This is a genomic window from Pseudomonas monteilii NBRC 103158 = DSM 14164, assembly GCF_000730605.1.
Classification (GTDB): domain Bacteria; phylum Pseudomonadota; class Gammaproteobacteria; order Pseudomonadales; family Pseudomonadaceae; genus Aquipseudomonas; species Aquipseudomonas monteilii.
Genome location: NZ_BBIS01000012.1, coordinates 1 through 13778 on the forward strand (window position 1 = coordinate 1; position 13778 = coordinate 13778).

At 62.4% G+C, this 13778-nt stretch carries 12 protein-coding genes and 1 pseudogene; 5 read left to right on the forward strand and 8 right to left on the reverse strand.

The features are described from left to right. From PM2_RS07055 to PM2_RS07065, 3 genes are all read left to right on the forward strand, one after another. Positions 1 to 982 (forward strand): BamA/TamA family outer membrane protein (locus PM2_RS07055; protein WP_042131558.1); only part of this gene is annotated, 982 nt, incomplete at its 5' end. Between the two features lie 98 nt (positions 983 to 1080). Next, on the forward strand, positions 1081 to 1464 hold the full coding sequence (locus PM2_RS07060; RefSeq protein WP_016714065.1) for a hypothetical protein: 384 nt from the start codon (positions 1081 to 1083) through the stop codon (positions 1462 to 1464). A gap of 14 nt (positions 1465 to 1478) precedes the next feature. After that, positions 1479 to 2444, forward strand: a complete 966-nt coding sequence (locus tag PM2_RS07065) for an endonuclease (RefSeq protein WP_028698915.1) — start codon at positions 1479 to 1481, stop codon at positions 2442 to 2444. A 49-nt stretch (positions 2445 to 2493) separates the two neighbouring features. Here PM2_RS07065 and PM2_RS07070 read toward each other — a convergent pair whose 3' ends face one another. From PM2_RS07070 to PM2_RS07105, 8 genes and pseudogenes are all read right to left on the reverse strand, one after another. Then, the gene (locus PM2_RS07070; protein ID WP_016714063.1) at positions 2494 to 3468 is read right to left on the reverse strand and encodes a 2-hydroxyacid dehydrogenase; all 975 of its coding nucleotides are present in this window, start codon (positions 3466 to 3468) and stop codon (positions 2494 to 2496) included. A gap of 10 nt (positions 3469 to 3478) precedes the next feature. Continuing rightward, positions 3479 to 4771 carry an MFS transporter gene (locus tag PM2_RS07075; protein WP_028698914.1) on the reverse strand — a complete coding sequence of 431 codons (1293 nt, stop codon included), beginning with the start codon at positions 4769 to 4771 and terminating at the stop codon, positions 3479 to 3481. 58 nt (positions 4772 to 4829) lie between these two features. Further along, the gene (locus PM2_RS07080; protein ID WP_028698913.1) at positions 4830 to 5780 is read right to left on the reverse strand and encodes a sugar kinase; all 951 of its coding nucleotides are present in this window, start codon (positions 5778 to 5780) and stop codon (positions 4830 to 4832) included. Then, positions 5773 to 6546: a sugar phosphate isomerase/epimerase family protein gene (locus PM2_RS07085; protein ID WP_016714060.1), complete on the reverse strand. Its 774-nt coding sequence runs from the start codon at positions 6544 to 6546 to the stop codon at positions 5773 to 5775. Before PM2_RS07085 ends, PM2_RS07080 begins: the two co-directional genes overlap by 8 nt. A 66-nt stretch (positions 6547 to 6612) precedes the next feature. Further along, complete coding sequence (ptxS, locus tag PM2_RS07090; RefSeq protein ID WP_016714059.1) at positions 6613 to 7632, reverse strand: transcriptional regulator PtxS; 1020 nt, start codon at positions 7630 to 7632, stop codon at positions 6613 to 6615. 264 nt (positions 7633 to 7896) lie between these two features. Continuing rightward, positions 7897 to 9144 (reverse strand): annotated as a pseudogene (locus PM2_RS07095) (c-type cytochrome). A 12-nt stretch (positions 9145 to 9156) separates the two neighbouring features. After that, positions 9157 to 10941, reverse strand: coding sequence for a GMC family oxidoreductase (locus tag PM2_RS07100; protein ID WP_028698912.1), 1785 nt, complete (start codon positions 10939 to 10941; stop codon positions 9157 to 9159). A 3-nt stretch (positions 10942 to 10944) separates the two neighbouring features. Next, positions 10945 to 11694 (reverse strand): gluconate 2-dehydrogenase subunit 3 family protein, encoded by a 750-nt coding sequence (locus PM2_RS07105; protein ID WP_016714056.1) that lies wholly within the window; start codon positions 11692 to 11694, stop codon positions 10945 to 10947. Positions 11695 to 11970: 276 nt separating this feature from the next. Here PM2_RS07105 and pmrG point away from each other — a divergent pair, with 276 nt between their 5' ends. Together pmrG and PM2_RS07115 are read left to right on the forward strand one after the other, a co-directional pair. Beyond that, positions 11971 to 12660 carry a lipopolysaccharide core heptose(II)-phosphate phosphatase PmrG gene (gene pmrG / locus PM2_RS07110; RefSeq protein ID WP_028698911.1) on the forward strand — a complete coding sequence of 230 codons (690 nt, stop codon included), beginning with the start codon at positions 11971 to 11973 and terminating at the stop codon, positions 12658 to 12660. Positions 12661 to 12662: 2 nt separating this feature from the next. Further along, on the forward strand, positions 12663 to 13481 hold the full coding sequence (locus tag PM2_RS07115; RefSeq protein WP_028698910.1) for a phosphatase PAP2 family protein: 819 nt from the start codon (positions 12663 to 12665) through the stop codon (positions 13479 to 13481). Positions 13482 to 13778: the final 297 nt, after the last annotated feature.

Genomic DNA, 13778 nt, shown 5'->3' on the forward strand with positions numbered 1-13778 from the left:
CAGCGAATACCAGACCAAGTACAATTTCGGCTTCACCGACCCCTACTTCACCGCCGACGGCGTGAGCCTGGGCTACAACGCCTTCTACAGCAGCACCGACTACAGCGATTACTACGACGATGGTGTTTCTTACTATGCAATCAACAGCTACGGCGCCGGGGTCAGCTTTGGCTACCCGATCAACGAAACATCGCGCCTGACCTATGGACTGACCCTGCAACACGACGACATCTCGCCCGGCACCTACAGCGCCGACGAGATCTACGACTTCATCGCCCGGGAAGGCAAGAGCTTCAACAACCTCAAAGCGTCGATCGGCTGGTCTGAATCCACCCTCAACAAAGGCGTGCTGGCCACCCGTGGCCACTCGCAAAGCCTGACGCTGATGGCCACCACCCCTGGTAGCGACCTGTCGTTCTACAAACTGGACTATAACGGCCAGACCTACCTGCCGGTGACCGCCAAAACCGCGCTGCGCCTGCACACCAGCCTGGGCTACGGCAACGGTTACGGCTCCACCGATGGCCTGCCGTTCTACGAAAGCTACACCGCAGGTGGGCTGGGTTCGGTGCGCGGCTTCAAGGACGGTGGCCTCGGCCCGCGCAACACGCCGGCCACCGGCACCTATGCCAGCGCCGGCCAAGCCTATTACTCCGACCGCGATACCGATGTGCTAGGGGGCAATATCCTGATTACCGGTGGCGCCGAGTACATCTTCCCGTTGCCGTTCGTGAAGGACCAGAGCCAGCTGCGCAGTTCGGTGTTCGTCGATGCAGGCAACGTGTATGCCGACACCTGCTATCTGTCGACCACCCAGGGCTGCGGCAGCGTGGACCTGGCGCAGATGGCCGTGTCGCTGGGGGTTGGCGTGACCTGGTACAGCCCGATGGGGCCGCTGAGCTTCAGCCTGGCGGCACCGCTGAAAAAACCGGACAACGCAGAAACGCAGATCTTCCAGTTCTCGCTGGGGCAGACCTTCTGAGCACCGACATTACCTGCTTTTACCCCTGCTTAACCCAAGTTGACAGTCACCTTGCCTAAGCTGGGCGGCATTCGAACGCCGCCCAGCAGGACACGCCCATGCCACCTTTCACACCTTGCTTGCCCAACGCATTGCGACACGATGAAGTCCCGCTCGCGCTACTCGATCTGGTCCAGCAGCGCCTGGCCAACCTGCTCGGCCCGCGTTTCACGGTGGTCCTGGGCGGCAGTGGCAACGGTGCCGGGGTCAGCCACTACCACCTGGCCATCCAGCACAACCAGAGCGGCGTTTCACTGGAAGACTATGGCGACGTCGGCGCCGGTTTCATCGAGCGCCTGCTGCGCATGGGCACCCAGGTCAGGGACATGCTCGACTCAGCCACGTTCAACCATATGGCCAGCGACGACCCAGGCCGACCCTTGGTGTGGCTCCGCGAGCTGGCCAGCCCCGGGGAAACCATTACAATGCGCGACCCATCCTGAAATATGTTTTTCTCATGAAATCACTGCTTTACGCCGTAACCTTACTGTTTTCCTTTACCCTGCCTGCCTTGGCCAACCCGCCGGCAACCTTCACCGAAGCCAAGGTGGTGGCCAAGCAGAAGGTGTACCTGGACCAGGCCAGCAGCGCCATGGGCGACCTGTACTGCGGTTGCAAGTGGACCTGGGTGGGCAAGTCCGGTGGGCGCATCGATGCGGCCTCGTGTGGGTACCAGACCCGCAAGCAGCAGAACCGCGCCGAGCGTACCGAGTGGGAACACATCGTGCCCGCCTACACCTTCGGCAACCAGCGTCAGTGCTGGAAAAATGGCGGCCGCGAGCACTGCGTGGACAACGACCCGGTGTTCCGTGCCATGGAAGCCGACCTGTTCAACCTGTACCCGGCAGTGGGCGAGGTGAATGGTGACCGCAGCAACTTCAACTACGGCATGGTTGCCGGCAATGCCGGCGAATATGGCCAGTGCACCACCAAGGTCGATTTCATCCAGCGCGCTGCAGAGCCGCGTGATGAAGTGAAAGGCCTGGTGGCGCGTACCACGTTCTACATGTTCGACCGCTACCAACTGAGCATGTCGCGCCAGCAGCAACAGCTGTTGATGGCGTGGGACAAGCAGCACCCGGTGTCGGCCTGGGAAAAAGAACGCGACCGCCGTATTGCCGCGATCATGGGCCATGCCAACCCGTTCGTGAGTGGCGAACGCAAATGGACTGCCGACTACAAGCCGGCTGGCAGTGGTGTGGTGCAAGCGGTGTCGGTGAAAGCGACCAAAGCGCAGGCCAAACCGAGCCTGGCCAGCGCCGCGTCGGTCGGGGCTGTGCTTGGCAACCGCAACAGCCATGTTTATCACCTGTCTGTTGGCTGCCCGGGCTACAACCAGGTAGCGGCGAAGAACCAGGTGACCTTCGCCACCGAGGGTGAGGCGCAGGCTGCGGGCTATCGCAAAGCCGGTAACTGCCGATAAGTGCCCGCTCAGCTGCACAGCAAAGGGGCCGTATGGCGGCCCCTTGCTCTCACGACCTGCACACCTCATTCACCAGATTCGCCGGCCGTTCGCCGGCCAGCGCGCTGAGCAGGTTGTCCACCGCGCAACGCGCCATGGCCTGGCGTGTCTCCTGGGTTGCCGAGCCGATGTGGGGGGTCGCTACCACGTTATCCAGCTGCAGCAGCGGCGAGTCTGTGGACAGCGGCTCCTGCACGAATACATCCAGCCCCGCACCCCGTATGCGCTTGGCCCGCAGCGCATCGACCAGCGCAGGCTCATCCACCACGCGCCCACGCGAGATGTTCACTAGGATCGCCTCAGGTTTCATCAGCGCCAGCTCCCGTGCGCCAATCAGGCCTTCGGTGCTGGCACTCAGCGGCACGGTCAGGCACACGAAATCCGCCTGCTGCAACAACTCATCCAGGCTGCACTGGCGCGCGGCGTAGCGCGCCTCCACCTCGGGCTTGGGCCGCTGGCTGTGGTAAAGCACGCGCATCCCGAAGCCGGCAGCCGCTCGCCGGGCCAAGGCCTCGCCGATGCGGCCCATGCCGACGATGCCCAGCGTCTTGCCATGCACGTCACAGCCAAAATGCGCCGGGCCCAGGTTGGCCTGCCAGTGCCCGTCGCGTACCCAGTTCGCCAATTCCACTACCCGCCTGGCAGTGGCCAGGATCAAGGCAAAACCCGTGTCGGCAGTGGTTTCGGTCAGCACGTCGGGCGTGTTGGTCAGCATCACGCCGCGTTGGCTGAGCTCGGCAATGTCATAGTTGTCCACGCCGACCGAAACGCTGGACACCACTTCCAGCTGTGGCGCCAGGTCGAGCAGGCTGGCATCCAGGCGCAGGCTGGCACCCAGCAAGCCATGGGCGCCCGGCAACGCGTCGCGCAGGCGGGCCAGGCCATCGGGCCGGGCGGTATCCACCCAGGTGACCTCGACGCGGTCTTGCAGGCGGGTCATCAAGTCGTCAGACAGGCGTTTATACAGGACGATTCGCTTCTTCATTGCAGGTTTCCTAAGGGTTCATGGCCAGCCGCGTGCTGTTGCGCTTGGCCCGGCCAGATGTCTGTGACGTATTGAGTGCGGCGGTAAGCGCCACGGCGGTCAGCAACGCGCCGCACATGAACAGGTAAGAAGCGCCCGGCCCGCCAGTGGCGCCATTGAGGTAGCCCACCAGCCACGAACCGCCGAACGAACCCAGCGCGCCCATGCTGTTGATCAGCGCCATGGCCCCGCCTGCGACGTTGGCCGGCAGGATCTCGGGCACGATCGCGAAGAACGGGCCATAGGGTGCATACATGCAGGCGCCGGCCAGCACCAGCAGCGCGTACGACAACCAGAAATGCTCGCTGCCCAAGGCGTACGAGCCATAGAACGCCACTGCGGCCACCAGCAGCGGCGGCCAGACGAAGCGCTTGCGCTTTTGCAGGCGGTCGGAGGCCCAGGACACGCCCACCATCGCCAGTACCGCCGCCAGGTAAGGCACCGAGGCCAGCCAGCCGGCCTGCACGATATCGACATTGGCCGCCTGCTTGAGGATCGACGGCAGCCACAGCACGAAGCCATAGACGCCGATGCTCCAGCAGAAGTACTGCAGCGCCAGGATGATCACCTGCGGCGAACGGAACGCCTCGCGGTAGTTCTTCACAGGCTTGATGCCCTGCTGCTCGGCAGCCAGCGCCTGCTGCAGGGCTTCTTTTTCCTGCTCGCTCAGCCAGTTCACCTGGGCCGGGCGGTCGTCTACCAAGCGCCACCAGAGGAACGCCCAGATGACGGCTGGCAGGCCTTCGATGATGAACATCCAGCGCCAGTCGTAATGCTTGATGAGGTAACCCGACACCACCGACATCCACAAAATGGTCACCGGGTTGCCCAGCATCAGGAAGGTATTGGCACGCGAACGCTCGGCACGGGTGAACCAATGGCACAGGTACACCAGCATCGCCGGCATGACGGCGGCCTCCACCACCCCGAGCAGGAAGCGGATGCCAATCAGCATGTAGACGTTGCTGACCATGCCCGTGAGTGTGGCAAGGCCACCCCAGAGGATCAGGCAGACGAAAATCAGCTTCTTCACGCTGCGCTTTTCGGCGTAGATGGCGCCAGGCACCTGGAAGAAGAAGTAGCCGAGGAAGAACAGTGCGCCCAGCAGCGAAGACAGCACCGGGGTGATATGCAGGTCTTCGGCCATGCCGGACGCTGCAGCGAAACCGTAATTGGCGCGGTCCAGATACGCCAGGCTGTAAGTGACGAACACAATCGGGATGATGTACCACCAGCGGCGAGGTGCCAGGCTTTGGCTTTGCATGGTTTGTTTCTCCTGAGCTTGTTGTTTTTGTTGCAACAGGTGATTCGGGGTCAAGGGGTCACGCGCTTCTGCGCAGGTCGAAGGCCTCCAGCTCGTGGCGCAGCGGCAGCCCTTCCATGTCGCCTCGTGACTGCACGGCACGGCTGCCGCACCAGTTGCCGCGCGCCACCGCCTCGGCCACTGCACGGCCCTCCAGCAACGCGCTGAGCACGCCGACGGCGAAGGCATCACCGGCGCCGACGGTGTCCACGACACGGCTGACGGGCACGGCTGCTACCTGGCCTTCCCCATTGGCACTGCGCAAGTAGGCACCGGCGTCACCCAGCTTGATCACCACCAACTCAACCCCTCGGTCGAGGTAGAACGCGGCGATGTCTGCCGGGGTGTGCCGGCCGGTCAGCAACCGGCCCTCTTCCAGGCCCGGTAAAACCCAGTCGGCCTTGACCGCCAGGGCATTGATTTCGCGCACCATGCTGTTTTGATCAGGCCATAACGAGGGGCGCAGGTTGGGGTCGAACGAGATGCTGCGACCGGCTGCACGCATGGCGTCGACCAAAGTGTGGGACAGGGCCCGGCAGCTATCCGACAGCGCCAGCGGAATGCCAGTGGCGTGCAGGTGCCGCGCTTGCAACAGGTCTGCACGCAGCAGTTGGGGTGACAACTTGCTGGCCGCCGAACCACGGCGGAAGTACTCCACAGCCGGGTCGCTGCCGTCATCGCAGCGGGCCTTGAGCTGAAAGCCCGTGGGGCAGTGGGTATCCACTTCGACACCAGAGCAGTCCAGGCCTTCGCGTTGCAGGCTGTCGAGCACGAAACGGCCCAGTGAATCGTCACCGACCCGGCTCAACCAGCGCACCTTGAACCCCAGCCGCGCCAGGCCGATCGCCACATTGCTGTCGGCGCCGGCAATGCGCTTGCCAAACTGGCCGACACTGGCCAGGTCGCCGGTTTGCTCGGCAACGAACATGGCCATGGTTTCACCAAAACACAGCACGTCATGCTCATGCATGGGCCACCTCCTCCCCCAGCGCAGACAGGCTACGCACCTGGGCACGGGTCAGCGCCAGCAGGTCGTCGCCCACCAGGGGGTACTCGACAGCGCGCACCACGCCGGGGGCGAACTCGGTCATCAGTGTTGCCCATGCGTGCAGGTCAGCTGCTTGCGGCGGTATGGCAACCCGTCGGCCATCGGCCCGGCGCTCCACAGCCTTGCAATGCACATAGCGCACCCAGCGGCCCAGTTGACGCGCGGCTTGCCTGGCAGACTCGTCTTGCCATTGCCAGTTGCCAATATCGAAGGTCATGCCCAGGCGCAGCCCAAGCGGGTCGGCGTGCCGGAAGAACTGCAGCAGCGGTTCGATCCTGCCACCGTGTTCAGTCTGGTCGTTTTCCACCAGCAACAGCGGCCCCTGTGCGGGCAGTAGCGCTGCCAGGGCGGCGACATCGCAACGCTCGTTGAAGTGCCCCAAGGACACCTTGAGCGCTACCGCGCCAAACGCGCGGGCGAGCTCCAGCTTCTGCACCACAAGTGGGTCGGGTACGCCTTGCGCGGTCCACAACTCCAAAGGAGTCGAGTACAGGCATTCCAGGCGCAATGCGGCAATGACAGCACCCAGCGCTGTCGCGTCCGGCGCACTGGCAAACAGTTCTTCGCGCAACTCCACACGACTAACGCCAGCGGCGGCCAGCAGGTCAAGGAACTGCTCCTGACCACGTTGCCGCACGAAGTCGGCGCCGTAGCTGGAGAGGCTGATGGAAACGGGGTTCGTGTGCATTGTTCTTGTCCTTATGAAACCGGTTTCATTTTTAGTCGACAGCAGCAGGCGTCAGCCTGCCGTTGCTTATTGGGGTTGGGTTGAGCCTCGGATGATCAGCTCGGCCTTGAAGTCGATGCGCCGGGCCGCCCCGCTGTCGCCGCGTAGGCGGCCAAGCAGGCTTTCGAAAGCCGCCACACCGATACGCTCGGTGGGCTGCGCCAGTGCAGTGATGCCATTACCGACCAAGGGGTACCAGTCAAGGTCGTCGAGGGCGATCAGCCCGACGTCTGCAAACAGGTTGCGCCCGGCTTCGTGCAAGGCCCGGGTCACCGCCAAGGTTGCAACGCCGTTGAAGGTGAAGATGGCTTGCGGGCCATGGCCACGGCTGGCCAGGAATGACGCCAGCTGCCCCTCCAGCCCGGTGCCGATTTCCAGCACCTGCTGGCGCATGCCGGCCCGACGGCTGACCGACGTGCCGAATGCCTGCACCCGCTCCAGGCGTGAACTGGTGCCATCGAGGGGTTCGCTGACCGCCAGGATATCGCGGTAGCCCTGTGCCTGCAGGTGGTCGAGGGCCTGCTCGACCGCATCGGCATTGTCTAGGCCAACCAGGTCGACATTCAGCTCGGGCAATTGGCGATCGACCAGCACCATGGGGATGTCACGCTGCAGGTTGAGCAGCTCGCCGGGGTGATGGCCAAGGGTGTTCACGATCAGCCCTTCGACGTTGTAGCTCTGCAGGGCCACCAGGTGATGACGCTCCTGCTCGTCGTCGCGGTTGGTGTTGCACACCACCAGGCTGTAACCGTGCTGACGGCAGGCGGTTTCCACGCCATGCATCACGGCCACTGAGTAGGGGTTGAGAATATCGGCTACCAGCATGCCGATCAGCCGCGTCTGGCCGCGCTTGAGCCCGCGGGCCATCTGGTTGGGGCGGTAGCCAAGCCGCTCGATGACTTCTTCCAGGCGCTTGGCCGTGGCTTCGGCCAGCAACTGGCGATCACCACCGATGTAACGGGAAACGGTGGCTTTGGAAACGCCAGCGACACGCGCTACTTCGCTGATGGTGACCCGTTCGCGGGCATGGGCAGGCGCGTCGGTCATGGGCAGTCCTTATGATTGTTGTGATTGCGATGAAACCGGTTTCAATACAGCAAAACTGCGGCAGTTCGTCAACCTTCCACTGGTCGGCAATGTGGAAATAAACATGATATTCGAGGTTAGATAAGCAAATTAAATGATTGATGCAAATACAATTTCAACCAAAAAACTGTGGGAGCGGGTTCACCCGCGAATGCGGCGGTAGATTCGACATCGCATTCGCGGGTAAACCCGCTCCCACAGAGGATCAGGGTGCAGCTGGAGAAGTCAGCGAAGCGACTTCACATCACCGGCCGTGACGGCGCTTCCCTGGTTGCCCCAGCTGCTCCTGACGAAGTTCACCACCTCGGCAACCTCCTGGTCGCTCAGGCGCCATCCAAACGCCGGCATGGTGAAATTCGAAGGCGCCGTGTGCGTCGCCGGTACCGTGCCCCCTGCCAGCACCACATGGATCAGCGACGTGGCATCCGCCGTCTGCACCACCGGGTTGCCGGCCAAAGCCGGGAACGCGCGGGTGTAACCCTGGCCGTCGGTACGGTGGCAGGCCGCGCAATTGTCGATGTACACCGCCGCCCCTGGCTTGCTGTCATCGCCCTTCCACAGCGCATCCGCCACCTGCTTGTCGTAGACGTGTGGCCGGTCTTCAGGGTTGCTCGGCGGCAGGGTCTTCAGGTAACGGGCGATCGCGGTCAGGTCGGCATCACTCAGGTGCTGCATGCTGTGCTCGACCACGTCGCTCATGCCACCGAACACGGCGCTGCGATCACTGCGCCCAGTCTTGAGAAACTGCACCAGCTGTGCTTCGCTCCAGCTGCCCAGGCCGTCCTTGTGGTCGCCACGCAGGTTCTTGGCAATCCAGCCTTCCAGCGGAGCGCTGCCGGCCAGAAATTGCTCACCCTCTGCCGGGCTAAGCGCCTTTTCCTGCATGGTCAGCGCCCGCGGCGTATGGCAGGCACCACAATGGCCAAGGCCCTCGACCAGGTACGCACCACGGTTTACCACCGGGTCGGCAGCAGCCGTTGCCTGCCAAGGCTTGGCCTAGGGCGCGAAAAGGCCGCGCCAGACAGCCAGCGGCCAACGCATGCTCAGCGGCCAGGGGATGTCGCTGGCCTTGTTCGCCTGTTCGACGGGCGCCACGCCCTTCATGAAGTAGGCGTACAGCGCCTGCATGTCCTGCTCGCTGACGCGCGCGTAAGACGGGTATGGCATAGCTGGGTACAGGGTGCTGCCGTCCTTGCGGATGCCCTTGCGCACGGCCTGGTCGAAGTCTTCGAAGCTGTACTGGCCAATGCCGCTGGCAGCCGGGGTGATGTTGGTGGAGTACACCGTGCCGATCGGCGTTTCCATCGGCAGCCCACCGGCAAAGGGCTGGCCGTTCCTGGCGGTATGGCAGGCCACACAGTCACCGGCGCGGGCCAGGTACTCGCCCTGGCGCACCTGAGCATCATCATTCGTGGTGGCTTGTACAGCCGTCGTGGCCGCCAGCAGCAGGGTTGCGATCAACATTGTCTTCATGCTCATCGCTCCTCAAGCCTGGACCAGCGGACCTGGGTTTTTCAGGTACTGCTCGCGGATGGCGCGGGCCGACCAGTAGGTCAACGCGGCCACCAGCCCGGTCGGGTTGTACCCCAGGCCCTGAGGGAACGCCGAAGCGCCCGGGACAAACACGTTATGCACGTCCCAGCTTTGCAGGTAACGGTTCAGTGCGCTGGTCTTGGGGTCGGAGCCCATGATCGCGCCGCCGTTCAGGTGGGTGGTCTGGTAGCTGGCGGTGTTGAAGTGGTCCTTGACCTTCTTGCCCAGTACCGCAATGGACTTGGGGTTCATCGCCTGGGCGATCTTGCTCAGCTTGTCGACCATGAACTGGTTCATCCTGATGTCGTTTTCCTGCCAGTCGAAGGTCATGCGCAGCAGCGGTTGGCCATAGGCGTCGCGATAAGTCGGGTCCAGGTCCAGGTAATTGCCACGGTACGACTGGTGGGCGCCATGGGCGTCCATCGATACCTGATGGGTGTAGTAGTCGGCTGTGGCTTTCTTCCAGGCGCTGCCCCAGGCTGGCGTGCCCGGCGGGTTAGCGGTGCCGGCAATCGGCCGGCTGCCAGCCTGGTTCACCCACATCGGTGAGCCGCCGACGAAGCCGTGCGGGCCATGGTCGAAGTTGTCGGCGTTGAAATCGTCGATGGCAATACCGTTGCCACCCGCGCCGATGAAGTTGTTGGTGTAGGTGTCCTTGTCGAAGAACGCCTTGACCGTGCCCATGTTCTGATAGGCAAAGTTACGCCCCACCACGCCTTCGTTCTTCACCGGGTCGTAAGGCTTGCCAATGCCGGAAAGCAGCATCAAGCGCACGTTATTGAACTGGAACGCCGCCAGGATCACCAACTCCGCCGGCTGTTCTACCTCGCGCCCTTGGGCATCGATGTAGGTGACGCCGGTGGCCTTGCGCTTGCTGTCGTCCAGGTTCACCCGCAGCACATGGGCATTGGGCCGCAGCTCGAAGTTAGGCACTTGCCGCAGCGCCGGCAGAATATTCACGTTGGGCGAGGCCTTGGAGTACATGTAGCACACGTACCCGCTGCAGAAACCACAGAAGTTGCACGGCCCCATCTGTGCCCCGTAAGGGTTGGTGTATGGCCCGGAGGTGTTGGCCGATGGCAGGTTGTAAGGCTTGTAGCCCAAGCTGGTGGCGGCCTTTTCGAACAACCTGGCCGACACCACGTTCTTCTGAGCAGGCAGCGGGAACGGGCTGGAGCGGTCCGGCGCATAGGGGTTGCCGCCCTTCCCTTCGCCCACGACCTGGCCGTTGACGGTCCAGGCCTGGCCAGAGGTGCCGAACACCTTTTCAGCGAAGTCGAAATACGGCTCCAGCTCCTCGTAAGTGACGCCAAAGTCCTGGATGGTCATGTCGTCGGGGATGAACTTTCGCCCGTATCGCTCTTCGTAGTGGCTGCGCATGCGCAACTCGACCGGGTCTACCCGAAAGTGCACACCCGACCAGTGCAAGCCCGCGCCGCCCACGCCTTTGCCCGGCAAGAAAGCGCCAAGCTGGCGATTGGGCAGAGCCACATCGTTCATGCCGTGGCGGACAGTGACGGTTTCTTTAGACACGTCGACGAACAGCTTCTTGCGCACGCTGTAGGTCAACTCGTCGATCACCTGCGGGTAGCTGCCTTCCGGGTAGGTGTCCTGCATCGGCCCACGTTCCAGCGCCACCACCTGCAGCCCGGCCTCGGTCAGCTCCTTGGCCATGATCGCACCGGCCCAGCCGAAGCCGACGATCACCGCATCCACTTTGTTCAACACAGTCGCCATGCCTCAGGCCCTCTCGCCGCGGATCGATACAGCCGGGAACGGGTAAGGCTCGTTGCGCTCGACCCAGTCCATGAAGTCGGCGCGGGCGCCGGGGAAGCCGATCTGGGTCCAGCCGACCATGCCTTTGTTGCCCCCATGGATCGGGTCGCAGAAAAACCCTTCGCGGGTGTTCTGCACCAGCAAGCTGAAAAACACCTTGGCCGGCACGGTGTCGAAAACCAGCTCTCCGGCCTCGATCTTGCTGAGAATACGGTCCCGGGTAGCGCTATCTTGTACAGCAAAAACCTGCCCGGAATTGGCCTTGCACCAGCCGTCCACGGCAGCGATGCCCAGGCGGTAGATTTGCTGCGGGCTGAGCTGCAACTGATAACCCAGCTCGGGCGCTGCGTCGGCGTTGAAAGGGCCTTGCATGTACCACTGTGCGCCAGTGGCGTACGGCGTGTTCATCTGCCGGTCGATGAATTCGGCAGCGCCGGCTTCAAGCGCGCCGGGGCCAAGCTCATCGGCCGGAATGATGCGGGACACGGCGGCTTGCAGAAACGCCCACTCTTCGGCGCTGAAAAATGTCGGCTGATAGTTACCCGCCGGTGGCGTGGCCGGCACTTTCGGTGGCTGTTGCTGCTGTTGCGGGGCCGCAAGCAGTTGGCTGGCACCCACGCCCAGCCCTGTGCTGGCCACGGTAACGACAGGGATCAGGGTCAAGGTCTTGCGCAGAAAATCCCTGCGCGGGTTGTCTGGGGCATGCTCAGGCATTGGGAATCCTCATCGGCTCTGGGGCGGCCTTGATAAGCGCCATCTGATTTTCAATGGAGAGGTGATCTTGATAGGCCATCAAGAAGACAGCCGAATAATCTAGCGCGTTCAGAAATGTTTTGAAACCGGTTTCATGGTTGACTTCTCGTCTTTGCCGCAAGGCCAGAGCGCTGTCGGGCCAAGGCTTTTTTCACATCTGCCTCACTCTCTACCGACATCCCGCTACCTACAGTGCCGACGCTCTCGTAATGGAGCGAGCTGACTGGAGTGGCAAACATGCTGCAAGGCGTTATCGACAAATCCCTCGCCTCACGCCGTGTGCAGGTTTACCGGTTTCCTTGGGGCACAGCGCTATTCGCAGTCTTGTGCCTGCTGTTCCTCCTGGGCGTGGCAGCAGCCTGCGCGCATGCCCGCACGGCCGTCCCCAACCTGGGCAACCCGCACCACCTGCAACGCAGTGGGCTGGAGGCCGCTTGGGCAAAAGGCTCAGTGATTGTGGTACTGCGCCATGCCGAACGCTGCGACCGGTCCAGAGGTGCCTGCCTGGGTGACCCCAGCGGCATTACGGTTGCGGGCAGCCAGGTGGCCGCCGCTGTAGGCCAAGGCCTGCAACACCTTGGCCTGGCGTCATCCGACGTGTGGACCAGCCCGCAGGTGCGCACCCGACAAACCGCACAAGCCATGTTTGGTAAAACCGTTGCCACGCAAGGCTGGCTTAACCAGTGTGATGGGCACTTTGCCGATAACGCCTTTAGCCACAAGCGGGCCGGCCACAACCTCGTGCTGGTCAGCCACAGCGGTTGCATGGAACAGCTGGAGCAAGCGCTTCAGGTACCCGTCAGCGCGACGTCGAACAGCTATGCCAGTGCCCTGTTCATCACCCAGGGCAGCGATGGCAAGACGACGCTGCTGGGCCAGATGGCTGCCAGTGAATGGCGCAAACTCGTTGATGCCAAGGAGCTGTGAACATGCCCTCCCGCGCCGCTTTCTACCGCAACAACCTGCTACTACCGCTGTTGCTGGCCGCCATCGTGTTCGTGGCATTCGACCTCACCGAGTTCGATCGCTGGATCAGCAACCTGCTGCTCGACCCCGCCACCGGTCAGTTCCCGCTGCTGCACAACCAATGGTTCGAGAAGGTCACCCACAAGTGGCCGCGCATCCTGCCGGACTGGACAGGTGAACTGGCAGTCATCGGCAGCTTGTTGTCGTTCATCTGGCCGCGCCTGGCCAACCGCCCCCAACTGGGCCTGACCCGGGCGCTGGAAAAAGCCCGTATCGCACCCGTGCTGCGCTTCACCACCCAACACCGCCGCGACTTACTGTTCGTGGTCGTGGCGTTTGCACTGAGCACAACCGTGATTCATTACCTGAAAAGCCACACCAGTGTGTATTGCCCTGTCGAAACCACACTGTATAGCGGTACGCAGGCCCGCGTTGAATGGTTCGAAAACTTCTCCTGGTGGAACAAGGCCGGCGCTGGCCGCTGCTGGCCGGGTGGCCATGCCTCCAGCGGATTTACCTTGTTGGCGCTGTACTTCGTGGCATTGCGTCATCGCTGGGCACATGCGCGTAAGTTACTGGCGGTCATTCTGCTGATCGGGTTCGTGTACGGCACAACACGGGTACTGCAGGGCTGGCACTATATGTCCCATACATTCTGGGCGGGGATTTTTGTCTGGCTGACAACCTGGGTAACGGCGTTGTTCTTCTATGGCCGCATCGCGTTGCAGGCGCCAGAACACAGCCCGGTCATTCATGACGCTGCCATGGCACAGCCCTTGTAGAGCAGCCTTGTCTCTCAGCAAGGGGCATAGTGGAATCTGACAGGCACCTGCCATCCACTTAGTTGCTAATAATACTTTTAAAATAAACCTTAGCGAAACTTCCTACAGCGCTTTAGGAAGTTTCAATCTCCCCTGCCTATTGATTCCTCGTTAGTCTTCAGGATTTCGCAAGATACTTGTGCGCGACCGCATGGAAAGTGCGCGCGTGAGCCTGATCTGTTAACTGACGAGGATTATGGATGTCCAGACAGTCCGACGGCACTGACAAGCCTGTGCCCGCCATGAAAAAGCCAATTC